The organism is Streptomyces sp. NPDC042638, assembly GCF_040647235.1.
GTDB lineage: Bacteria > Actinomycetota > Actinomycetes > Streptomycetales > Streptomycetaceae > Streptomyces > Streptomyces rameus.
Window position 1 is genome coordinate 42849 of record NZ_JBEZBT010000010.1, and the last position, 22061, is coordinate 64909.

Here is a 22061-nt window from a genome sequence, read left to right on the forward strand (position 1 = left end):
GGTCTCAGGGGTGGTCGGGCCAGTTGCGCAGCAGGGAGTCGAGGGCGTCCAGGATGCGCGTCCACGACTCCTGGGAGTCGGGCGCGCTGTGGCTGAAGCCGCCGGCCGTCTCCAGGCTCACATAGCCGTGGAAGACGCTGCCGAGGAGGCGGACCGCGTGGGTCTGGTCCGGCTCGGACAGGTCGTAGCCGCGCAGGATCGCCCGGGTCAGCTGGGCGATCCGGACTCCCGCGCTGGCGGCGGCCGTCTCGGGGGCCAGCGGGTGGCGGGCCGCCGCGTAGCGCCCGGGGTGCGCGCGGGCGTAGTCCCGGTACACGTTCGCGAAAGCGCCGAGGGCGTCCTTGCCGGACCGGCCGGCCAGCGCCTCGGCGGCCCGGTCGGCCAGCTCCTCCAGGGCGAGCAGCGCGATCCGCGTCTTCAGGTCCTCGGAGTTGCGCAGGTGCGAGTACAGGCTCGCGACCTTGACGTCGAACCGCCGGGCCAGCGCTGAGGCCGTGACCTGGTCGAAGCCGACCTCGTCGGCCAGTTCCGCACCGGCGCGCACCAGGCGGTCGGTGGTCAGTCCCGCACGCACCATAATCGCTCTCCCCTCTGCCATAAACCATTATGGAACTTCCTAAAGGCTTTAGGCAAGGATTTGCCTCGCGTGGACGCCCCGCGCACCTCGGCACGGGGTCTCGTCCCGCAGCCGGGGTCACCACGCACACCCTGGCGGACCTGCGACTTGTGCCGTGGAGGACGCCATGGAACGCTTCGGTCCGCCGGTCGTGGCCATGACCGGCGCGGGGTGGTGCGGGCCCGGCGGGGCGACGGGCGCGGGACCGACGCGCCGGGCCTGCCGCGGGGACGAACGGGGAGGGGAGCGATGGAGCTGGAGCTGCGGCATCTGCGGGTGCTGTGCGCGATCGCCGACGAGGGCGGTGTCGGCCGGGCCGCCGCGCAGCTGGGCTACTCGCAGCCGGCCGTGAGCACTCAGCTGCGGCGCATCGAACGCCACCTGGGCGAGCCGCTCTTCGAGCGCGGACCGAGCGGGGTGCGGCCGACCCGGTACGGAGCCGAGGTCGTGGAACAGGCCCGGGACGTCCTCGCGCGGGCCGCCGCGATCGGGCACCGCCCGGCCTCCGGCCGTCCCCGCCGCACCCTGCGGGTGGCCGCGACCAACTCGCCCATGCTCTCCGGCACCGTCTCCCGCGTCCGTGCCCGGCTGCCCGAGCTGACGATCGCGGTCACCAGCGTCTACGCGTCCTCGCGCATCGTGGAGCTGTTGGAGGAGGGCACGGTGGACGCCGCCATCGCCGCCGACTACCCGGGCATGGAGCTACGGCACTCGACAGCCGTACGGCACCGGGGGATCGTCACCGAGCCCACGTTCGTCGCCCTCCCCTCCCGGCACCGGCTGCGGCCGAGCCCCCAGGTGCAGCTCGCCGACCTCGCCGAGGACGCCTGGTTCGTGACTCCGGACGACGGTGCCGGCTGGCCGGGGGTGTTCTACGACGCCTGCGCGGCGGCCGGGTTCACGCCGGTCACCGTGCACGAATGGCTCGGCGACCAGACCCAGTTGCAGAGCATGATCGCCGACGGTCTCGGGGTGTCCCTGGTGCAGCCGACGCTGCGGCCGATCCCGCACGTCGTGGTCAAGCCGTTGGTCGGCACCCCGCTGTGGTGCCGCTACGTGCTGGCCTGGCGGCCGGACGCCGTCGCCGACGACGTCGTGGAGACGGTGATGCGGTCCGCGGCGGACGCCTACCGCGATCTCGTCGCCCAGGCCCCCCACCTGCGCACCTGGGCCTCGCGCACGTGGAGCGGCACCGGGGCCTAGTGACCTGAGTCAGAGAGGGATCTTCGGTCCACGACGATTCATACCAATGGGACGAACATCCCACCCCCCAGGGGGATTTCGCTGCCCGTGATCGCCGCGCGGGCTGAACGGCCCCCGCGGCGGATGTTATGAGCGGGCAGTGCCATGTGGTATGTCACACGTCATTGTTGGGCGGGCGGTGCGCTGAGACAGTGCCTCACACGCCTCAACACCCCACAGAGGCGCACCACTTCGTGGAGGAATCCCGATGCGCTATCGCTTCGCGCTGCCCGGACGCGTGCCGAGAGGCACGGCCGGCCGCATCGCCGGCGCCGCCGCCGTCTGCGTCACGCTGGCCGGCCTGCTGTCCACGCCCGCGCTGGCGGCGCCGCAGCCGCACGCCGGCACGGCCACCGCGCCCCGTTCCCAGCTCCCCGCCCCGTCGCCGGCCGCCGCGCCGGCCGCCGCCACCGAGCTGCCGGCGACCCAGGGGGAGCGGCTCAGCCCGGCCCAGCTCCCGCCGCGGGAGCCGATGTTCGCACGTACGGCCCGGCCCGCGGTGAAGGCGGCCTCCTGTACCCCGGCCGACTTCGGCAGCCGTACCGGATCCGCCCTCGTCTCCTACGTCAAGGCCGCGACCCCGGACTGCGTCAACACCCTCTTCGCGGTCACCGGCACGGACGCGGGCCGCGTCTTCCGTCAGGCCCAGATGCTGACCGTGGCCAACGCGTTCACCGGCGCCGCCGGGCGGTACCGCGGAGACAACTCCGGCAGCCTGCTGCAGCTCGTCCTGTTCCTGCGTGCCGGCTACTACGTGCACTTCAACCACCCCGGCGACGTGGGCCCGTACACCGCCCGCCTCGCCACCGCCGTCACGAGCGGCATGGACACCTTCTTCGCCCGCTCCCACTCCCGTGACGTCACGGCGGCCAACGGCGACATTCTCGGCGAGACCGTGATCCTCACCGACAGCGCCGACCAGCAGGGCCGCTACCTGTACGTGTACCGGCGGCTGCTGAACGACTACGACAGCTCGTACGACTCCGTGGACAGCATGATCAGGGCCGTCAACGACGTCTACACGCCGCTGTGGCGAGGCAACTGGAACCCGGCGTACGTGCAGGCGGTGGCGGACGACCCGCGCGTCATCGACACCCTCCACGACTTCGCGCTGGCCAACACCGACCAGCTCGGCACGGATCTGGCCTTCCTGGACTCCAACGCCGGGATGAACCTCGCCCGTTACCTCGAACACCCCGAACTGCGGGACACCGTACAACCGCTGACGAAGGAACTGCTGGACGGGACCCGGATCACCGGCCCGACGGCCGGGCTGTGGGTGGCGGTGGCCACGCAGGCCGCCTACTACGACAGCGCCGACTGCGCGTACTACGACGTCTGCGACCTGCCGGGGAAGCTCGACAGGGCCGTGCTGCCCGTCACGCACCGCTGCGACGCGAACGTCACCGTCCGCGCCCAGGCGCTGACCGCCGCCGACCTCGACGCCGCCTGCGCCAGTGTGCTCCGCCAGGACGCCTACTTCCGCTCGGTCGTGCGGGCCGGCGGGGTGATACCCGGCCAGTACGCCGCCACCCTCCGGCTGGTGGTCTTCGGGAGCCGCGCCGACTACCAGACGTACGCCGGCGCGATGTACGGCATCAGCACCGACAACGGCGGCATGACACTGGGCGGCGACCCGGCGGACCCGGCCAACCAGCCGATGTCGGTCATGTACCAGAAGGACCGCGACGACGGCTTCCCGGCCCGGATCTGGAACCTCAACCACGAGTACACGCACTTCCTGGACGCCCGTGACGACATGAAGGGCGACTTCGGGCAGCAGATCTCCGTGCCGGACGTGTGGTGGATCGAGGGTCTCGCCGAGTACGTCTCCTACAGCTACCGCGGTCTCGCCGACGACCAGGCGGTCCAGGAGGCGGGGAAGCACACCTACCGGCTGAGCATCCTGTTCGAGAGCACCTACGACAACAGCGACACGACCCGCGTCTACCCGTGGGGCTACCTCGCCGTGCGCTACATGACCGAGCGGCATCCCGACGACGTCCAGCGCATGCTCGCCCGCTTCCGCACCGGTGACTACACCGGCGGATACGCCGTCTACCACGACGGCATCGGCACCCGCTACGACGCCGACTTCGACCAGTGGCTCACGGCGTGCGCCGCGGGCGCCTGCGCCAGGCCGTCCGCGGCCTGACCGCACGCCCGCCCCGGCGGGACGGCCGCCGACCGGAAGACCCCGGTCGGCGGCCGTACGCGTACTCGACCGTGCGGGATCAGACCGCGGTCGCGGGGTACGTCGGGTACTCCACGCCCGACACGTGCTGGACGACCCGGACGACCTGGCAGGAGTAGCCGAACTCGTTGTCGTACCAGAGGTAGAGGATCGCGTTGTCGCCGTCGACCTTCAGCGCGCCGGCGTCCACGATCGAGGCGTGGCGTGAGCCGATGAAGTCGCTGGAGACCGCGTCGGGGGCGGTGGTGAAGTCGATCTGGCGCTTCAGCGGCGACGTCAGCGAGACCTCGCGCAGGTAGTCGTGGACCTCCTCGCGGGTGGTCTCGCGGGCCAGCTGCAGGTTGAGGATGGCGATCGAGACGTCCGGCACCGGGACGCGGATCGAGCTGCCGCTGATCTTCGCCTTCAGGTCGGGCAGCGCCTTCGCCACGGCGGAGGCGGCACCGGTCTCGGTGATGACCATGTTGAGCGGCGCGGAACGTCCCCGGCGCTCGGACTTGTGGTAGTTGTCCAGCAGGTTCTGGTCGTTGGTGAACGAGTGGACGGTCTCCACGTGGCCGCGCAGCACGCCGTACTCGTCGTCCATGGCCTTCAGCGGCGGGACGATCGCGTTGGTGGTGCAGGAGGCGCAGGACAGGATCTGCTCGTCCGGCTTGATGGTGTCGTGGTTGACGCCGTGCACGATGTTCGGGACGTCGCCCTTGCCCGGGGCGGTCAGCACGACCTTCTCGATGCCGGGGCGCAGGTGCGTGGACAGGCCCTCGCGATCGCGCCACTTGCCGGTGTTGTCGATCAGGATGGCGTCGCGGATGCCGTACTCGGTGTAGTCCACGTGCGACGGGTCGTCGGCGTAGATCACCTTGATCTCGTTGCCGTTGGCGACGATCGTGCTGCTGTCCTCGTCCACGGTGATCGTGCCCTGGAACTGGCCGTGGATGGAGTCGCGGCGCAGCAGCGAGGCGCGCTTGACGATGTCCTGTGCGCCCCCGCCGCGGACGACGATGGCGCGCAGCCTGAGGCCGTTGCCGGAGCCGGCCTTCTCGATCAGCAGGCGGGCGACGAGGCGGCCGATACGGCCGAAGCCGTAGAGCACGACGTCGCGCGGCTCCCGGCGCTCGATCTTGTCGGCGCCGGTGGCACCGGCGACGGCCTCGGCCGTGAACTGCTCCACGCTCAGGCCGCGCTCGTCGGCCTTGTGCATCGTGGCCAGCATGCCGAGGTCGATCTGGGACGGCCCGAGGTCGAGGGCGGTCAGGGCCTTCAGGAACGGCATGGTCTCGGTGACCGACAGCTCTGCGCCGGCGATCTGCCGGGCGAAGCGGTGCGTCTTCAGGATGCTGACCACCGACTTGTTCACCAGGGAGCGGCTGTGCAGCAGGACGGTCACGTCCCGCTCGCGGTGCAGCTTCCCGATGAGCGGGATCATCGACTCCGCGATCTCCTCGCGGGTCTTCCAGTTGGTGAACGAGTCGTCGTTGACAGTCACAGATCCATCTTTCGAGCTAGGCAGCGCTCATATGATAACCACACCGTTTTGCCGGGCTCGCAGGCCCCCTCCGGCCGGTCGCTGCGTCCCGGATTCCTGAATCAGGGTGAAGTACGCGCGACACCCGGGCGGTGAATTGCACGTCCCCACGGACGTGCACAAGGTCAGGACCGTGTGTACCTCCACCGGCCCCCGGCCCGAGTCCACCGTCTTCTCCGCAGGCCCGAACCGGACCCGGCCGCCACGGCCGGCCCGGGCCGGTGCACCGCACGACGCCCTGCCGGCCCTGGCGCTCTTCGCGGCCGTCCGGCTCGCCGGCATCCTCGCGGTGATCCTCACCAATCAACTCGAAGGGCATGGGCTGGTCCGGAACCTGGCCCACTCCTGGGACTCGCGCTGGTACCTGCACATCGCCACGCACGGCTACGGCGACCTCATCTGGGTCACCCCGCACGGTGCCGTCCAGACCGACTGGGCGTTCTTCCCCCTCTATCCGGCGCTCATCAGGGCACTGACCACCGTCCTGCCGCTGACCCCGGGCAAGGCCGCCCTGCTCATCGCCTGGGCCGCCGCGGGCGTGGCCGCCTACGGCATCTACCTGATCGGCCACCGGCTGTACGGACGGGGCGTCGCCACCGCGCTGGTCGCCCTGTGGGCCGCCCTGCCGCAGGCGGTCGAACTGACCATCGCCTACACCGAGTCGCTGTTCGCCGCGCTCGCCGCCTGGTCGCTGTACTGCGTGCTCAGGGGGCGCTGGCTGTGGGCCGGCATCCTGGCCGCGCTGGCGGGGCTGTCCCGGCCCAGCGGATTCGCCGTGGCGGTCGCCGTCGTGGTCGCCGCCGGATACGAGGGGCTACGGCAGCCCGGCCTGCCCCCGGCCCGGCTGTGGACCGGCGCGCTCCTGGCCCCGCTGGGCTGGCTCGGCTATGTGCTGTGGGTGGGCAGCCGGACGGGAGACGTCCTCGGCGGCTACTTCACGGTGCAGAGCGCGTGGGGCTCCCGCTTCGACTTCGGCGCCGGTTCGGTGCGCTTCCTCAAGGCCCTGCTCGTGCACGGCGGGGGCGTGGTCTACCCGGTGGCGCTCATGATCGTCGCCGCGGGCGTCCTGCTGTTCGCGCTGCTGTGCCTGGACCGCGCCCCGCTGCCCCTGGTGGTCTTCGCCGGCGTACTGATCCTGCTCGTCGTCGGCGGCTCCGGCTCCTTCTCCTCCAAACCGCGGTTCCTGCTGCCCGCCTTCCCGCTGCTCGTCCCGATGGCGCGCGCACTCGCCCGGACCTGGTGGCTGCGCCGGGCCCGGGCGGTCGTCGTCTACGGAGTCCTCACCCTGGTCTCCCTGCTGTACGGCGCCTATGTGGCGGTGGTGGCCCGCTCCCCGCTGTGAGCCACGCCGGATCACGCGCGGCCGGACCCGCCGACCCCCTCAAGTGGAACCGGATCCTTCCGCGATGACATGATCGGACGGATTCCGACGGGGGAGAGGCTGCCGATGAGACTGCACACCCACGAGTGGGGAACCGGCGACCGGATCGCCGTCCTCGTGCACGGGATCATGTCCGACCACCGCACCTGGCACCGCGTCGCTCCCGTCCTGGCGGACAAGGGGTACCGGGTCATCGGCGTGGACCTGCGCGGGCACGGCGCGAGCGGCCGGGGCGAGTACACCCCCGAGACCTGGGCGGGCGACCTGGTCGAAACCCTCCCGGCACGCCCGGAGCTGGCGATCGGTCACTCACTCGGAGCACTGGCACTGGCCGGTGCCGTCGAACGGCTGGCACCCGCCCGGGCGGTCTACTGCGACCCGGCTTGGGACATGCGCGAGAAACTGGTCGAGGCCTCCGCGTACTTCACCGTCTTCAAGACCGCGCACCGCGCGATGATCAGCAGCCTGAATCCGCGCTGGGACGAGGACGACCTGGACATCGAGCTGGCCACGCTCGCTGACTGGGATCCCGCCACGGCCCGGGTCCTGCCCGGCATCTACGCGGTCAGCCGGACACCCGCGCGCCCGGTGGTGCCCTCGCTGGTGGTGCTGGCCGGCGCCGGTGAACTCGTACGGCCCGGCCTGGGCGAGGAGTTGGTGCGGCGCGGCTTCGAGGTCCGCACGGTCGAAGGGGCCGGGCACAGCCTCTACCGGGACGACTTCGCCGGTTTCATGGGCGCGCTCGACGGCTGGATCTGAGGGGGGCTCACGCCCCCCGGAAGCATGGCGGACGGTCAGCGCGGGTTGAAGATGACACTGGCGAAACGGGCACTCTCGGGCGCCGACCGGCCGGGGGCGAGGCGCGACGCCGTCCCCTTGCACTTCTTCCGCGTGTAGACGACGAGCGGCTTCTTCGTCCCGTTGCGGGCGCCGCGCGCCTCCTGGGCCATGTCGAAGCACTTGTCGTCCGGCGGACTGTCGATGGCGTACGCCTTGCCCTTCGGCCCGATCCACGTGAACGTGCCGTCGGCGGCGAGCGCGGAACCCGTGGCGGTGGTCAGGGTGAGGGCGAGACCGCCGAGAACGGCGGCGAGTGGACGGCACAGGCGCATGGGCGTCTCCTTCGTGAGCGGACACAGGGACAGGGGCGGACGGAATCCGCGTCCGTAATGTCCCATCTCCGCCCTGCCCCGACAGGGAGCCGACACGGGGCACGTCCACCGTCCGGGTGACCGGCGGCGCGGGCGGGGGTGACGCGCCCGCGCCGCCGTCCGCCGTGCGAAGCCCGGGAATCGGGGTAGACGAGGGAACGCCCGAGGAAAGGACCTCTCATGACGACCTATGTGATCAGCGTCCCCGGCACGTTCACCGCCGGGGTCGAGGCCGACACCCGGAGCCGGCTGGCCCGGGCGCTGCGCCCCGCCGATCCGCACGGCACCCGGATGGGCAACGCCGAGGACCTGGACGTGCTCAGCGTCAACGAGGACAACACCTTCACCCTCCGCCTGTCCGTCGAAGCGGACACCGGTCCGCACGCGGAGGAGGAGGCGCGCCGGCTCGCGGACTCCGCGCTGCGGGACGCGGGACTGGACGAGCGGAGCGCACCGCTCGGACCCGCGGTGATCACCGGCATCGACTCGGAGATCCGCTGATCCGCTGACCGTGGGGCACGGTCACCTCATATAGGTAAAATCTAGGCATTTGCCGAACACCCAGACGGTCGGCCCTCCGAAAGCCACCGCCCTGCCGGAAGTGACCGATGCCCCGCAAGCGCTCCACGGACGAAGGCGACGAGCTGCTGACCCGCCTGGGTTCGCTCACCGCCCAGGCGCGCCGGCGGGCCGAGCTGCAGCGCACCCAGGTAGAGCTGGCCATCGCCCTGCAGCGGGGCATGCTCCCGCGGGACCTGCCCACCGCACCCGGCCTCCATCTGGCGGTGCGGTACACACCCGCCAACCTCGGCCTCAACGTGGGCGGCGACTGGTACGACGCCTTCGCCCTCCCGGACGGCCGGATCGGGCTGGCCATCGGTGACGTGCAGGGGCACAACATCGAGGCCGCCGCCTTCATGGGCCAGGTCCGGGCCGGACTGCGGGCCCTCGCCTCGGTCACCGGCGAGCCGGGCGAGCTCCTGGCCCGCACCAACGACCTGCTGCTCTCACTCGGCAGCGAGCTGTTCGCCACCTGCACCTTCATGCGTCTCGACCCGGCCACCGGAGTGCTGGAGAGCGCCCGGGCCGGTCACATCCCGTGCGTGTGGGCCACGGCGGACGGAAAGTCGGGCGTCGTCGACGACGAGGGAGGACCACCGCTCGGCATCGAGCGGGGCATCGAGTTCCCGGTGACCCGGCACCGGCTCACCACCGGTGGGGTCTTCGTCCTGCTCACCGACGGCGTGGTGGAGGGACCCTCGCTGCACATCGAGGACGGCCTCGACCAGGTGGTGCGGCTCGCGGGCATCGCCGCCGTCGCCGGGCTGGCGATCCACTCGCTCGCGGCGGCCGTGATCAAGGGCGCGGAGAGCGTCGGACACGACGACGACGCCGCCGTCCTCGTCGTGGGCCTCGACGCACCGTGCACCCCGCCCTGAACGCCGGCGGTTCAGCCCGGACGGGAGCGCCGCTCGCCTCGCCGACCCGCGGCCACCGGTGTGAGATGGCTTCTGTGCTGGGTATCGAGGAGCTGCGCCGGCCGGGTGGTTACGCCATCCGGGTGCTGGCCGTCGCCGCCTGCTACTACGCGGCGGCCCGGCTCGGTCTCATCCGGGAGCTGACCGTCGAAGGAGCGGTGGTCACCCCGCTCTGGCCGGCGAGCGGCGTCGCCCTGGCCGCCCTGCTGACCTGCGGACTGCGCTGCTGGCCCGGCATCGTGCTGGGCGCCTTCTTCTCCATCCTGTCCCTCACCACGCCCGACGTCTGGGTGCTCTGCATCCTCTTCGGCAACACCGCCGCGCCCCTGTGCGCGGCGCTCCTGCTGCGCCGGGCCGGTTTCCGCACCGACCTCGCCCGGCTGCGCGACGGCCTCGCCCTGACCTTCCTGGCCGCGCTGGCCGCCACACCGATCAGCGCGACCGTCGGCGTCGGCAGCCTCGTCCTCTCGGGCAGCCTGGCCGCCGAGGGCTTCTGGCCCGTCTGGCTCGCCTGGTGGGTGGGCGACGCGATGGGCGTCCTGATCGTCACCCCGCTGCTGCTCATGCTGCACCGGGCGCGCCGCCCGCTGCCCCTGGGCCGGTGGAAGGAGGCGACCGCGCTGGCCGTCGTCGCCTGCCTTCTCGTACCGCTGGCCGTCTACAGCCCGCACAGCCTGCTGTTCCTCGTCTACCCGCTCATCGTCTGGGCGGCCCTGCGCTTCCAGCTCCTCGGCAGTGTCCTGTGCGCGCTGTTCACCTCCGTGGTGGCCACCGTCGCCGCCACGGACGGTGTCGGTGCGTTCGCGCACCTGACCCGCGTCGCGGTCATGGCGAAGCTGCAGGCGTTCAACGGCTCCATGGCCCTGACCGCGCTGCTGCTGTCCGCGTTGATCACCGAACAGCGCAACACCCGGCGCTCGGTGGAGAAGGCGTGTCAGGAACTGGTGGAGGTGCTGGAACACCTCACCGCCGGCGAGGCCCCACCGCCCCGGCCGCACACGGCAGCCGACGACGAGGACGAGGCCGAGGACCGCTCGTGGCCGACCGGTGCCCCCTGAACCGACGGGTACCGGCCGGCGGGGTCAGCGCTGCGGTCGTGGCACGGGCCCCTCGCCGTCCTTGTCCGGTTCGTCGGGTGGTGTTCCGGTCCGTGCGGTGCGGGGGTCTCGTGCCGGTGAGGGGCCGGTGCCCGGCCGGACGCCACGGGTCGTGCCGTAGAGCCCGGGGATCCCCGGCGGGGTGTCCGCGACGGCCGCCGCCTCACCGGGGTGGCGGCGGGTGCGGGCCGCCGCCCGGAGCTCCGGGTACGGATGGTCCAACGGCTCGTCGGCGGCACGCTCGCTTCCCGCCGCCCGCCCGGCCGCGGGCGCGGTCTCGTCCTGTCGGTTGCGGTCCTGATCGCTCATGCGGCGCCGGGTACCCGGGCGGTGGCCGCGGCCAACGTGCGTCCCGGCGTGTCGGACGGCGCGCCAGGGGCACTGGGAGACGATGGGCGGACCCGCACGGGGTGCAGGTCGGACGGGAGGGACAGGGCGTCATGGAGCAACGGCCGGTACCAGGGCGGACGGCCGGGGAGGCGGCGGGGCGCCCGGCCGTGCCCGGGAACCCGCCCCCGCGGCAGGACGCGGCCGACGCCCGCCGCCGCATCCCGCGCACCGACGCGCTGATGCGCGACCCCAGACTGTCCGCCGCCGTGGACCGGCTCGGCGCGCACCGGGTCAAGGCCGCCGTACGGCAGGCGCAGGAGGAGGCCCGCGCGGGCGGCATCGCCCCGGAACAGGTCCCGCAGACGGCCCTGGACCTGCTGCCCGGCACCGCGAGCGCACTGCGCCCGGTGATCAACGCCACCGGGGTGCTGCTGCACACCAACCTCGGCCGGGCCCCGCTGTCCGCCGCCGCCCGGCAGGCGGTCCGGGAGGCGGCCGGGCCCACGGACGTCGAACTGGATCTGACGACCGGCGTACGGGCGCACAGGGGACGCTCCACGCTCGCCGCGCTGCACGAGCGGGTGCCGGCCGCCGGCGCCGCGCACGTCGTGAACAACGGCGCCGCCGCCCTCGTCCTGGCCGCCACCGCGCTCGCGGCCGGCAAGGAGATCGTCGTCAGCCGGGGCGAGATGGTGGAGATCGGCGACGGCTTCCGCCTCCCCGACCTGCTCGTCTCGACCGGCGCCCGGCTCCGCGAGGTGGGTACGACCAACCGCACGACCGCCGCCGACTACGCGGCCGTGATCGGGCCGGACACCGGATTCGTGCTCAAGGTCCACCCCTCCAACTTCCGGATCACCGGTTTCACCCGGTCCGCCGAGACCGCGGACCTCACCGGCCTCGGCGTCCCGGTCGTCGTCGACATCGGCTCCGGGCTGCTCGCCCCGCATCCGGCCCTGCCCGAGGAACCCGACGCCGACAGCCAGCTGCGCGCCGGTGCCGCGCTCGTCACCGCCAGCGGCGACAAACTGCTCGGCGGGCCCCAGTGCGGGCTCCTGCTCGGCCAGGAGGCGCTGGTGCGCGCCCTGGCCAGGCACCCGCTGGCCCGCGCCCTGCGCGTCGACAAGCTGACCCTCGCCGCGCTGGAGGCCACCCTCACCGGGCCGCCCACCCCGACCGCCGTCGCCCTCACCGAGGACCCGGACCGGCTCCGGTCCCGCGCCGACCGGCTCGCCGTCGCGCTGGCCGCCGCCGGGATCGACGTACGGGCCGTCGGAAGTGCCGCCACGGTCGGCGGCGGGGGAGCGCCCGGGGTCACCCTGCCCAGCGCGGCCCTGTCCCTGCCGGAGCCGTACGCCGCCGCCCTGCGCACCGGCCGCACCCCGGTCGTCGGCCGTCTGGAGGCCGGACGCTGCCTGCTGGACCTGAGAGCCGTACCGCCGGAGGACGACGACCGGCTGGCGGAGGCGGTCCGCGCGGTGTCGGCGGGCGGCCGCGACCGGCCGCCCGGGGACGAGCAGGCCCCGCGGGGCGGGGGCGAGCGGTCCGCGGGGAGGACGACGGCGGACCGGCGTCCCGCGGAACGGCGGGCGTGATGCGCGTCCTCGCCACCGCCGGCCATGTCGACCACGGCAAGTCCGCCCTGGTGCGCGCCCTCACCGGCATGGAGCCCGACCGGCACGAGGAGGAGCGCCGCCGGGGTCTCACCCTCGACCTGGGCTTCGTGTGGACCAGCCTCGCCGGAGACCGGCTCGCCTTCGTGGACGTACCCGGGCACGAGCGGTTCGTCGCCACCATGCTCGCCGGTGTCGGACCCGTCCCCGCCGTACTGTTCGTGGTCGCCGCCGACCAGGGCTGGCAGCCCCAGTCACAGGAACACCTCGCCATCCTCGACGCGCTCGGCGTCCGCCACGCCGTCCTCGCGGTGACCCGCAGCGACCTCGCCGACCCCGAACCGGTACGCGCCGACGCCCTCGAGCGCCTGGCCGCCACCTCCCTCGGCACGGTCGCGTCGGTCGCCGTCAGCGCGGTCACCGGCGCGGGACTGGACGAACTCCGTGCCGCACTCGCCGGCCTGGCGGGCGAACTGCCCGACCCCGACACCGGGGCCGACATACGCCTGTGGCTCGACCGGGCCTTCACCGTCCACGGCCACGGCACCGTGGTGACCGGCACCCTCGGCGCCGGCACCCTGCGCGTCGGCGACCGGTTGGTCACCGCGGACGGGTCGGCCGTGCTGCGGGTGCGCGGCCTGCAGAGCCTGCACGAGGAGCGGACGGCCGTCGGCGCGGTCGCCCGCGTCGCCGTCAACGTGCACGGACCCGGAGCCGACACCCTGCGCCGCGGGCAGGTGCTGCTGACCCCGGACCGCTGGCTGCGCACGGAGGTGGCCGACGTACGGATCACCGGAGAGCCGGCGGCCGACCTGCCCCGGTGCGTCACCCTGCACATCGGGACGGCCGCCGTGCCGGTGACCGTCCGCCCGCTCGGCGAGGACACCGCCCGGCTGACCCTGAGCCGGGGACTGCCGCTGCGGACCGGCGACCGCGCCGTGCTCCGGGAGCCCGGCGGCAGCCGCACCCCCTGCGGGGTCACCGTCCTGGACGTACGGCCGCCCCGGCTGGCCCGCAGAGGCGCCGGGCGGGCCCGCGCGGCCGAGCTGGACGCCATGGACGGCCGTCCCGACGGCCTCGCCGAACTGCGCCGTCGCAGACTCGTCCGGTGCGCCGACCTGCGGGCGATGGGGATCCCGGCGCCCGGGGACCCCGTCGCGGGGGACTGGCTGGCCGACGCCGCGCACTGGAGCGACCTCCAGGACCGGCTGGCCGACCGGGTCGACGAACACGCCCGCGCCCACCCGCTGGAGCCCGGCCTGCCCACGGAGGCGGCCCGCCGGCTGCTCGGGCTGCCCGACCGCGCCCTGGTCGACGCGCTGGCGGCGGCACAGCCCCGGCTCCGCGCCCGCCAGGGGCGCCTGTACCCGGCTGACGCACTCCGGCCCGCCCTGCCCGCACCCGTCGGCGCGGCCGTGGACGCCCTGCGCCGGGACCTCGCCCGCACCCCGTTCCGGGCCCCCGAGGCCGGGCGCCTCACCGAACTGGGGCTGGACCGCAGGGCGCTGGCCGCCGCGGCTGCCGCCGGGGCCCTGCTGCGGATCGCCGACGGGATCGTGCTGCTGCCCGGCGCGGACGCCGACGCCGCCGCCGTCCTGCGCACACTGCCCCAGCCGTTCACGCTCAGCGAGGCCCGGCACGCGCTGGACACCACCCGCCGGGTGGCCGTACCGCTGCTGGAGTTCCTGGACGCCCGGGGACACACGGAGCGCGTCGACGACCAGCGCCGCCGCTGCCGTACGGCGGAGGGGAACGGAGGCGGACGGGAATCGAACCCGCCTGCCCGAGATCCTCGGGCACCTCGGTTTTGAAGACCGGGAGGGCCACCAGGCACCCACACGCCTCCACCGCTCGCCAGACTAGTGCCCCGGGAGACCGCCGCCATGACATCGACACCGGCCCGACAGACCTCCGTACGGCTCACCCAGTTCGCCCACGGCGGCGGCTGCGCCTGCAAGATCCCGCCCGGCGAACTGGAGGACGTGGTCGCCGGACTGACCGTGCCGCCGCTCGCCGGCGGTGACACCCCGCTGCTCGTCGGCCTCGCCACCGGCGACGACGCGGCCGTGGTCACCCACCGGGGAACCGCCCTGGTGTGCACGGCGGACTTCTTCACCCCGGTCGTCGACGACCCCTACGACTGGGGCCGGATCGCCGCTGCCAACGCCCTGTCGGACGTGTACGCGATGGGCGGCCGGCCCGTGCTCGCCGTCAACCTGCTCGCCTGGCCGCGCGACCGGCTCCCGTTCGACCTCGCCCGCGAGGTGCTGCGCGGCGGACTCGACGTCGCCACACAGGCGGGCTGCCACGTCGGCGGGGGACACAGCATCGACGACCCCGAGCCCAAGTACGGCATGGCCGTCACCGGCATCGCCGACCCCGAGCGGCTGCTGCGCAACGACGCCGGCCGGCCGGGGCTGCCGCTGTCCCTGACGAAACCGCTGGGCCTCGGCGTCCTGAACAACCGCCACAAGGCCACCGGCGAGCGGTTCGAGCACGCCGTAGCCACCATGGCCGCCCTCAACCGGGAGGCGTCCCTGGCCGCGCTGGACGCCGGGGCCGAGTGCGCCACCGACGTCACCGGATTCGGTTTCCTCGGCCATCTGCACAAGCTGGCCCGGGCCTCCGGTGTGACCGCCGTGGTCGACACCGCCGCCGTCCCCTACCTGGAGGGCGCCCGGGAGGCCGTACGCGACGGGTACGTCAGCGGAGGCACCCGGCGCAACCTGGAGTGGGTCACGCCGTTCACTGACTTCGGGGACACCGACGAGGACACCCGGCTGCTCCTCGCCGACGCGCAGACCTCCGGCGGGCTGCTCGTCGCCGGGGAGGTGCCCGGAGCGCCGGTGGTGGGAGAGCTGGTGCCGCGCGGGCCGCACTCCGTCGTACTCAGGTAGTCCCGCTCACGGCTGCGTCCCGGTGTGCTCGTCGATGCCCGCCCGGATCCGGTACGCCCGCACCAGCGCCACGCTCGCCGGGCCCCGTGGGCGTCGTCCCGGGCGGATGTCGACCGCGAACGCCTTCGTCTCCTGGATGTGCGTGTTCGGGTCGAGGGACAGATGCAGCAGCTCGTTGGCGGCGTCCCCGGTGCTGTAACCGTTCGGGCCCCAGTGGTACGGCAGCCCCACCTGGTGCAGCCGGCGCCCTTGCACGGTCAGCGGGATCATCCGGTCGGTGACCAGCACCCGCGCCTCGATCACACCGCGCGCGCTGACGATCGTCGCCCACCCCGTGTGCGCCAGCCCCCGCTCGGCGGCCAGTTCCGGCGACACCTCGCAGAAGAACTCCGGTTGCAGTTCCGCCAGATACGGCTGCCAGCGGGACATACCGCCCGCCGTGTGGTGCTCGGTGAGCCGGTAGGTGGTGGCGACGAACGGGAACACCTGGGAGCCCGGCTCGTCACCGCTCGGCTGGTAGCGGTTGTCGGGGTGCGGTCGCAGCAACTGCCGTACGGGGTTGCGCTGCTGCTCGTGGACGAGGTTCCGGAACGGGGAGTCCTGCGGCTCGTAGTGGGCCGGCAGCGGACCGTCGGTGAGCCCGGACGGCACGTACAGCCAGGCCTTGCCGTCGGCCTGCATGATGAACGGGTCCGTACCGGACAGGGCCTCGGGCCCGGTGGCGTCGTCGGGCGGCTCGTGGTCCGGCGTCTTGTCCTTCTTGAAGTCCGGGACGTCGTGCCCCGTCCACTCCCCCTTCTCCGCGTCCCACCACACCAGCGCCTTGCGCTCACTCCACGGCCTGCCCTCGGGGTCGGCGGAGGCGCGGTTGTACAGGATCCGGCGGTTGGCCGGCCAGGCCCACGCCCACTCTGCCGCCACCCAGTCCTGCTCCCGGCCGGGCTTGCGGCGGGCCGCCTGGTTGACCCCGTCGGCATAGACACCGCAGTAGATCCAGCAGCCGCAGGCCGTCGAGCCGTCGGGCCTCAGCTGCTCGTAGGAGGAGAGCGGAGCGCCCCCGGCGTCCCGGCCGTTGATCTCGGCGAGCACCGCCTCCGCGTCGGGTTCGGCGATCCTGCCCTTCGTCGGGTAGTCCCAGGCCAGGTCGAGCACCGGCCGGTCCATCTCGTCCCGCGACCCGGCCAGCCTGTCCCGGATGATCCGCCCCAGGTGGTAGGCGAACCACAGGTCGCTGCGTGCCTCGCCGGGCGGCTCGACCGCCTGGTGGTGCCACTGGAGCATGCGCTGGGTGTTGGTGAAACTGCCGTCCTTCTCGGTGTGCGCGGCGGCCGGCAGGAAGAACACCTCGGTGCGGATGTCCTCGGTGCGCAGCTCGCCCGTCTCGGTCTCGGGGCCGTCCTTCCACCAGGTCGCCGACTCGATGAGCGAGAAGTCGCGGACGACCAGCCAGTCGAGGTTGGCCATGCCGAGCCGCATCAGCTTGGCGTTCGCGTTGCCCACCGCCGGGTTCTCGCCGACCAGGAAGTAGCCCTTGCAGACACCTTCCAGCTGGGCCATCGTCGTCTCGTACGTCGAGTGGGAGCCGGTCAGCCGGGGCAGGTAGTCGAAGCAGAAGTCGTTGTCGGCCGTCGCCGCGTCACCCCAGTACGCCTTGAGCAGGCTCACCAGGTACGCGCGCATGTTGCCCCAGTAGCCCTTGTGCGCCGCCTCGGCCCGGACGTAGGCGTCCAGGTCCTCGTTCTGGTGGGCGTGCGGCATCGGGATGTAGCCGGGCAGCAGGTTGAACAGGGTCGGGATGTCCGTGGAGCCCTGGATGGAGGCGTGCCCGCGCAGGGCGAGGATGCCGCCGCCCGGCCGGCCGATGTTGCCGAGCAGGGTCTGCAGGACCGAGGCCGCCCGGATGTTCTGCACGCCCACCGTGTGCTGCGTCCAGCCGACCGCGTAGGCGAAGGCCGTCGTCCGGTCGCGTCCGGAGTTCTCCGTGACCAGCTCGCACACCTGCCGGAACAGATCCCGCGGCACCCCGCAGACCTGCTCGACCAGCTCCGGTGTGTAACGGGCGTAGTGCCGCCTGAGCACCTGGAACACGCAGCGCGGGTGCGTGAGCGTCTCGTCCCGCTCCGGCTCGCCCTCGCCGATCACCGGGCCGCCGGAACCATGGGCCTCGCCCCGCGCGGCCTCGGTCAGGGAACCGGCGCCGCCGGTGCGCGCCCCGTACTCCTCGTCGCGCTCGCCCGAGGCGGCCTGGATCTCGGTGCCCTCGTACTGCCAGCTGGTGTTGTCGTAGCTGCGGCTGTCGGGGTCGAGGCCGGAGAAGACACCGGCGAGGTCCTCGGTGTCCCGGAAGTCCTCACGCAGGATCACCGGCGCGTTGGTGTAGGCCACGACGTACTCACGGAAGTACTTCTCCTGCTGGAGCACGTAGTTGACGATCCCGTTGAGGAAGGCGATGTCCGTGCCCGCGCGCAGCGGCACGTGCACGTCGGCGAGCGCGCTGGTGCGGGTGAACCGCGGATCGACGTGGATCACCTTCGCACCGCGGGCCTTGGCCTCCATCACCCACTGGAACCCGACCGGATGGCACTCGGCCATGTTCGAGCCCTCGATGAGGATGCAGTCCGCGTTCTGCAGGTCCTGCTGGAAGGTGGTCGCGCCGCCGCGGCCGAACGAGGTTCCCAGACCGGGAACGGTGGAGGAGTGTCAAACACGCGCCTGGTTCTCGATCTGGATCGCTCCCAGCGCGGTGAAGAGCTTCTTGAGCAGGTAGTTCTCTTCGTTGTCGAGCGTCGCCCCGCCGAGGCTCGCGATGCCCAGGGTGCGCCGGGTGCGGGCCTGGTCGACCTCCCACTGCCAGCCGGCCCGGCGGGCCTCGATCACCCGGTCGGCGATCATGTCCATCGCCGTGTCCAGGTCCAGCCGCTCCCACTCGGTGCCGTGCGGACGCCGGTAGAGGACCTGCTGCTCGCGGGCGTCGCCGGTGGTCAGCTGGAGGCTGGCCGCGCCCTTGGGGCACAGCCGCCCGCGCGAGACGGGGGAGTCCGGATCGCCCTCGATCTGCGTGACCCGGCCGTCCTGGACGTACACGTTCTGGCCGCAGCCGACCGCGCAGTACGGGCAGACGGATTTCACCACCCGGTCCGCCGTGGCCACCCGGGGCGTCAGCCGCGCGCTGCGCCCGCTCTTGGCGGCGGCGCCCCGGCCGAGCGGATCCGTGCCGGTGAGCTGGCGGTACACCGGCCAGGAGTCGATCCATGTGCGCACGCCCACGACTCCTCCTTCCGCTCGCCTCCCCGATTTTCCCGCACCCGCGGGATCTCGGCATCTCCTGCCGCGGACGGGAGTACCCCCGCCGGGTGTGGCCAAACAGCCACGGTGGGGCGGGCCTTTCCCGTTCCGCCGCGAACTTTTCCGGCACGTCCCGCATCTCACCCGATGTGCAAGGCGAGCCATGGAGTCCAGACCGAAGGGAAGAACGCTCACCATGACCCATCAGGACCAGACCCACACGACCGGGGCCGCCGCCGTCCGGCGGTCCGACCGCCGCCGGCGCCTCGCGCGGGCGGCGCTCGCCGTGACCACCGTGGCCGGACTCGGGACCGCCGGTGCCGGGGTGGCACAGGCCGCCGGCGCCGCGTCCGCGACGCCCACCTGCTCCGTGGCGGGGCTCACCGCCTCGTTCGGCCGGACACTGGGCGGCGGCATGAACCACCAGGGCGTGGTGGTGCGGCTCAAGAACACCGGCTCCCACACCTGCCTGCTGCGGGGCTACCCGGGCCTCGGGCTGGAGAACTCCGCCCACCGGACGCTGCCCTCGACCACCCACTGGGGCGACACCTGGTACGCGAAGAGCCCCGCCAAGACCACCCTGACGCTCCGCAAGGGCCAGAGCGCGGAGGCGGTCATAGCGTGGACGCACGCCAACACCGGAACCTCCGGCGCCGTCCACGCCGCCTACCTCCAGGTCACGCCGCCCGCGGCGACCAGCCACAAGACGCTCAAGTTCCCGGAGTGGGTCGACCACGGCGACCTCCGGGTCACCGCGCTGGCGTACCGGATCCACGTCAACCCCTGACCACGACGGCCGCGTGAACCGGACGTGTGCCACGCCCCGTGCCGCGACGCTCGCGGCACGGGGCGCGTGACCTGGCCGCCCCGCGTCGTCGTCAGGTGCTCCGGCTGTCGCCCGGTGGGCGCGTGACCTGGCCGCCCCGCGCCGTCAGGCGCTCTCGCTGGGGTGTGACGGTGTACGCGGGGTCTTCGGCCGAGGCGACGCCGGCGTGGAAGACGCCGAAGCGCAGGGCCGCCGAGCCCGCGAGCAGCGCGCAGCCCGCGGCCACGGCGAGGCGCCGGTCCCGCCCGCCGGCCACGGAGAGCACCGCGCCGCCCGTGGTCAGCAGTTCCGCGGCGCGCATCAGCAGACCCGGGCCGCCCTGCTCCAGGGGCTCGGCGGCCAGGCCCATCCGCCGCTTCATCGTCCGGACGGCACCCAGCTCCAGGGCGGCCCCGAGGACCGCCAGCCGGCGGGCGGGCCCCGCCTGAGCGGGCGGGGCCGCGGCCAGGGCCAGGCCCGACGCCGCGGTGGCGGCCGAGCCCGCGAAGACGAACGGCAGTTCGCGGTAGCCCTCGTGCCAGGACGGCACCGCCGTGTCCGCCAGCAGCACCGCGGTGTACGTCGCCACGGCCGGGCCGAGGACGGCGGAGGCCAGTGTGGCGGCCGAGCCCAGCGGCCGGTACCGCCCCGCCACCTCGGTGGCCGCGGCGGTCAGCGCCAGCGGCGCGTACCCCGCCACCAGCCACGAGCCGACGCTCATCGGGGACGTCGGCTTGAACACCCGGAGCATGTTCAGGAACCGGGAGGGCCGGCCCAGGTCGTGGACGAGCGCCGCCAGGGACAGCGAGATGGCCCCGGCCGCCCCCAGTTTCGCCGGCACCGCGAGCCCCGGCCGCCCGGTCAGCTGACCCCCGGCCGCCAGCAGCGAGGACGCCCCGGCCAGCCCGCCGAGGTACAGGTACCCGGCGATGTCCAGCGGCTTCCACGTCGGCTTCTTGAGCACGGGTGCGCCGTAGTACGACGAGAACTCGGCGTCCGGCACCATGGACCGCTCGCCCCTGCGGCCCCGGCCCCCGCGACGCTTGCCGGGGGCACCGGTCACCGCCTCCCGGCCGGGCCGCGCGCCCCCCACGCCGTCCCGGGCGACGTCCGACCCGGGGGCCGCGGTCCCCTCGCGGAACGGGCGGGAGCCGTCGCGGTCTCCTCGCGCCACCGTCCGGAGCCGTCGCGGACTCCTCCAGAACCCTCCGGAACCGTCCGGTGTCATCGCGGCCTCCTCACGAAGCTCCCGACCGCCAGGGCCACCAGGGAAGCGGCGGCCACGGCCGCGTGCCGCCACATGCCGGGCAGGTCCCGCGTGGTGACCACCGGGTCCGGGGGCAGGCCGTAGACCTCCGGCTCGTCCAGCAGCAGGAAGAACGCGCCGGCGCCGCCGACCCCGTCGTCGGGGCTCTCGCCGTACAGGCGGGCGTCGGTCACCCCGGCGGCGTGCAGCTGCGTCACCCGCGCCCGCGCCCGCTCCCGCAGCTCCTCCAGCGGGCCGAACTGGATGGACTCCGTCGGGCACGACTTGGCGCAGGCCGGCTCCAGACCGACGCCGAGCCGGTCGTAGCACAGGGTGCACTTCCACACCCGGCCGTCGTCCTTGCGCTGGTCGATGACGCCGTACGGGCAGGCGGGCACGCAGTAGCCGCAGCCGTTGCAGATGTCCTCCTGGACGACGACCGTGCCGAACTCGGTGCGGAACAGCGCCCCGGTGGGACACACGTCCAGGCAGGCGGCGTGCGTGCAGTGCTTGCACACGTCGGAGGACATCAGCCAGCGCAGTTCGGTGCGGCCGTCGGGGGAGACGGGGGAGATCTGCCCGGCGGGCGCCTCCACCGCGGGAGCGGGAGAGGCGGAGGCCGCCGGGGAGCCGGGGGAGGCGGCATCGGTGCCGAGCCGGGAGGCGGCGGCGAAGATGTCCACGTCGTCGTGCGCGACACCGGGCTCCTGCCCGCCCAATGGCTTGCGCTGCTCCACGAAGGCCACGTGCCGCCAGGTGTCGGCGCCGAGACCGCGCGTGTTGTCGTAGGACATACCGGTCAGTTCGAGGCCGTCCTCCGGGACCGCGTTCCACTCCTTGCAGGCCACCTCGCAGGCCTTGCAGCCGATGCACACGGAGGTGTCGGTGAAGAAGCCCACCCGGGGCGGGGCGTCCGGGTAGCCCGACGCCCCGGCCACGTCCGGCTGGGGGCCGTACAGCGCGTTGCCCCGTCCGTCCTCGGCGTCGCCCATGCCGTCCCTCCTCGTTCCCGGCCGCTCGGCCGCCCCGGGCACCGGCCCCTCCGGATGTCCGGAGGAATGAGGAATGAGGAGACGTCGGCCGGACGCCCTCGGCACGGGCGTGGTTTCCGCCGCTTCGCCGAGGCACCGGGCGTTCGCCCTCCGCCGGTGTCGGATCCCTCACTCCGTGTGCCCTGTTCCGAGCCTGGCACGGGTGCCCC

The 22061-nt window shown here is 73.3% G+C and carries 17 protein-coding genes, 1 tRNA gene and 1 pseudogene; 11 read left to right on the forward strand and 8 right to left on the reverse strand.

Annotated features, from left to right (window positions below):
* Positions 1-4: 4 nt before the first annotated feature.
* Positions 5-577 (reverse strand): WHG domain-containing protein, encoded by a 573-nt coding sequence (locus AB0B40_RS11370; protein ID WP_345059940.1) that lies wholly within the window; start codon positions 575-577, stop codon positions 5-7.
* A 288-nt stretch (positions 578-865) separates the two neighbouring features.
* On the opposite strand from AB0B40_RS11370, the gene AB0B40_RS11375 reads away from it, so the two are divergent.
* Positions 866-1819 carry a LysR family transcriptional regulator gene (locus AB0B40_RS11375; protein ID WP_345059937.1) on the forward strand — a complete coding sequence of 318 codons (954 nt, stop codon included), beginning with the start codon at positions 866-868 and terminating at the stop codon, positions 1817-1819.
* A 247-nt stretch (positions 1820-2066) separates the two neighbouring features.
* Positions 2067-4013, forward strand: coding sequence for a collagenase (locus AB0B40_RS11380; protein WP_362263767.1), 1947 nt, complete (start codon positions 2067-2069; stop codon positions 4011-4013).
* Positions 4014-4092: 79 nt separating this feature from the next.
* Here AB0B40_RS11380 and AB0B40_RS11385 read toward each other — a convergent pair whose 3' ends face one another.
* Positions 4093-5538 (reverse strand): glyceraldehyde-3-phosphate dehydrogenase, encoded by a 1446-nt coding sequence (locus AB0B40_RS11385; RefSeq protein WP_345059932.1) that lies wholly within the window; start codon positions 5536-5538, stop codon positions 4093-4095.
* Positions 5539-5710: 172 nt separating this feature from the next.
* Between AB0B40_RS11385 and AB0B40_RS11390 the strand changes: the two genes are divergently transcribed.
* Positions 5711-6919, forward strand: a complete 1209-nt coding sequence (locus tag AB0B40_RS11390) for a hypothetical protein (protein ID WP_362263768.1) — start codon at positions 5711-5713, stop codon at positions 6917-6919.
* 105 nt (positions 6920-7024) lie between these two features.
* Positions 7025-7717, forward strand: coding sequence for an alpha/beta hydrolase (locus tag AB0B40_RS11395; protein ID WP_345059928.1), 693 nt, complete (start codon positions 7025-7027; stop codon positions 7715-7717).
* Between the two features lie 35 nt (positions 7718-7752).
* Here AB0B40_RS11395 and AB0B40_RS11400 read toward each other — a convergent pair whose 3' ends face one another.
* Entirely contained in the window at positions 7753-8070 is a 318-nt protein-coding gene (locus AB0B40_RS11400; RefSeq protein WP_345059926.1) for a hypothetical protein, read from the reverse strand.
* A gap of 219 nt (positions 8071-8289) precedes the next feature.
* Between AB0B40_RS11400 and AB0B40_RS11405 the strand changes: the two genes are divergently transcribed.
* The 3 genes from AB0B40_RS11405 (at position 8290) to AB0B40_RS11415 (ending at position 10645) form a co-directional block, all read left to right on the forward strand.
* Positions 8290-8610, forward strand: coding sequence for a hypothetical protein (locus AB0B40_RS11405; RefSeq protein WP_345059923.1), 321 nt, complete (start codon positions 8290-8292; stop codon positions 8608-8610).
* A 107-nt stretch (positions 8611-8717) separates the two neighbouring features.
* On the forward strand, positions 8718-9548 hold the full coding sequence (locus AB0B40_RS11410; RefSeq protein WP_345059920.1) for a PP2C family protein-serine/threonine phosphatase: 831 nt from the start codon (positions 8718-8720) through the stop codon (positions 9546-9548).
* Between the two features lie 65 nt (positions 9549-9613).
* Positions 9614-10645, forward strand: coding sequence for an MASE1 domain-containing protein (locus AB0B40_RS11415; RefSeq protein ID WP_362263769.1), 1032 nt, complete (start codon positions 9614-9616; stop codon positions 10643-10645).
* Between the two features lie 24 nt (positions 10646-10669).
* Here AB0B40_RS11415 and AB0B40_RS11420 read toward each other — a convergent pair whose 3' ends face one another.
* Entirely contained in the window at positions 10670-10993 is a 324-nt protein-coding gene (locus AB0B40_RS11420) for a hypothetical protein (RefSeq protein ID WP_362263770.1), read from the reverse strand.
* A 131-nt stretch (positions 10994-11124) separates the two neighbouring features.
* Here AB0B40_RS11420 and selA point away from each other — a divergent pair, with 131 nt between their 5' ends.
* Together selA and AB0B40_RS11430 are read left to right on the forward strand one after the other, a co-directional pair.
* Complete coding sequence (selA, locus tag AB0B40_RS11425) at positions 11125-12609, forward strand: L-seryl-tRNA(Sec) selenium transferase (protein ID WP_362263771.1); 1485 nt, start codon at positions 11125-11127, stop codon at positions 12607-12609.
* A pseudogene (locus tag AB0B40_RS11430) lies at positions 12609-14297 on the forward strand (GTP-binding protein); the annotation flags it as partial. The gene selA and the pseudogene AB0B40_RS11430, both read left to right, overlap by 1 nt.
* 83 nt (positions 14298-14380) lie before the next feature.
* Here the strand turns inward: AB0B40_RS11430 and AB0B40_RS11435 are convergent.
* Positions 14381-14473 (reverse strand) — tRNA-Sec (locus AB0B40_RS11435).
* A gap of 37 nt (positions 14474-14510) precedes the next feature.
* Here AB0B40_RS11435 and selD point away from each other — a divergent pair.
* Positions 14511-15524, forward strand: coding sequence for a selenide, water dikinase SelD (gene selD, locus AB0B40_RS11440; protein WP_345059908.1), 1014 nt, complete (start codon positions 14511-14513; stop codon positions 15522-15524).
* Between the two features lie 6 nt (positions 15525-15530).
* Here selD and fdh read toward each other — a convergent pair whose 3' ends face one another.
* Positions 15531-18791, reverse strand: coding sequence for a formate dehydrogenase (gene fdh, locus AB0B40_RS11445; protein WP_362263772.1), 3261 nt, complete (start codon positions 18789-18791; stop codon positions 15531-15533).
* A gap of 214 nt (positions 18792-19005) precedes the next feature.
* Between fdh and AB0B40_RS11450 the strand changes: the two genes are divergently transcribed.
* Entirely contained in the window at positions 19006-19596 is a 591-nt protein-coding gene (locus AB0B40_RS11450; protein ID WP_362263773.1) for a DUF4232 domain-containing protein, read from the forward strand.
* A 91-nt stretch (positions 19597-19687) separates the two neighbouring features.
* Here the strand turns inward: AB0B40_RS11450 and nrfD are convergent, their stop codons facing one another.
* Both nrfD and AB0B40_RS11460 read right to left on the reverse strand, forming a co-directional pair.
* The gene (gene nrfD, locus AB0B40_RS11455; RefSeq protein WP_345059899.1) at positions 19688-20620 is read right to left on the reverse strand and encodes an NrfD/PsrC family molybdoenzyme membrane anchor subunit; all 933 of its coding nucleotides are present in this window, start codon (positions 20618-20620) and stop codon (positions 19688-19690) included.
* Between the two features lie 218 nt (positions 20621-20838).
* Positions 20839-21852 carry a 4Fe-4S dicluster domain-containing protein gene (locus AB0B40_RS11460; protein WP_362263774.1) on the reverse strand — a complete coding sequence of 338 codons (1014 nt, stop codon included), beginning with the start codon at positions 21850-21852 and terminating at the stop codon, positions 20839-20841.
* Between the last annotated feature and the right edge of the window lie 209 nt (positions 21853-22061).

Excerpts from the sequence above, each read along its gene's own strand:
- AB0B40_RS11370 (WP_345059940.1), bottom strand. The coding sequence starts at position 577 with ATGGTGCGTGCGGGACTGACCACCGACCGCCTGGTGCGCGCCGGTGCG.
- AB0B40_RS11375 (WP_345059937.1), top strand. The coding sequence starts at position 866 with ATGGAGCTGGAGCTGCGGCATCTGCGGGTGCTGTGCGCGATCGCCGAC.
- AB0B40_RS11380 (WP_362263767.1), top strand. The coding sequence starts at position 2,067 with ATGCGCTATCGCTTCGCGCTGCCCGGACGCGTGCCGAGAGGCACGGCC.
- AB0B40_RS11395 (WP_345059928.1), top strand. The coding sequence starts at position 7,025 with ATGAGACTGCACACCCACGAGTGGGGAACCGGCGACCGGATCGCCGTC.
- AB0B40_RS11400 (WP_345059926.1), bottom strand. The coding sequence starts at position 8,070 with ATGCGCCTGTGCCGTCCACTCGCCGCCGTTCTCGGCGGTCTCGCCCTC.
- AB0B40_RS11405 (WP_345059923.1), top strand. The coding sequence starts at position 8,290 with ATGACGACCTATGTGATCAGCGTCCCCGGCACGTTCACCGCCGGGGTC.
- AB0B40_RS11410 (WP_345059920.1), top strand. The coding sequence starts at position 8,718 with ATGCCCCGCAAGCGCTCCACGGACGAAGGCGACGAGCTGCTGACCCGC.
- AB0B40_RS11415 (WP_362263769.1), top strand. The coding sequence starts at position 9,614 with ATGGCTTCTGTGCTGGGTATCGAGGAGCTGCGCCGGCCGGGTGGTTAC.
- AB0B40_RS11420 (WP_362263770.1), bottom strand. The coding sequence starts at position 10,993 with ATGAGCGATCAGGACCGCAACCGACAGGACGAGACCGCGCCCGCGGCC.
- selA (WP_362263771.1), top strand. The coding sequence starts at position 11,125 with ATGGAGCAACGGCCGGTACCAGGGCGGACGGCCGGGGAGGCGGCGGGG.
- selD (WP_345059908.1), top strand. The coding sequence starts at position 14,511 with ATGACATCGACACCGGCCCGACAGACCTCCGTACGGCTCACCCAGTTC.
- AB0B40_RS11450 (WP_362263773.1), top strand. The coding sequence starts at position 19,006 with ATGACCCATCAGGACCAGACCCACACGACCGGGGCCGCCGCCGTCCGG.
- nrfD (WP_345059899.1), bottom strand. The coding sequence starts at position 20,620 with ATGGTGCCGGACGCCGAGTTCTCGTCGTACTACGGCGCACCCGTGCTC.
- AB0B40_RS11460 (WP_362263774.1), bottom strand. The coding sequence starts at position 21,852 with ATGGGCGACGCCGAGGACGGACGGGGCAACGCGCTGTACGGCCCCCAG.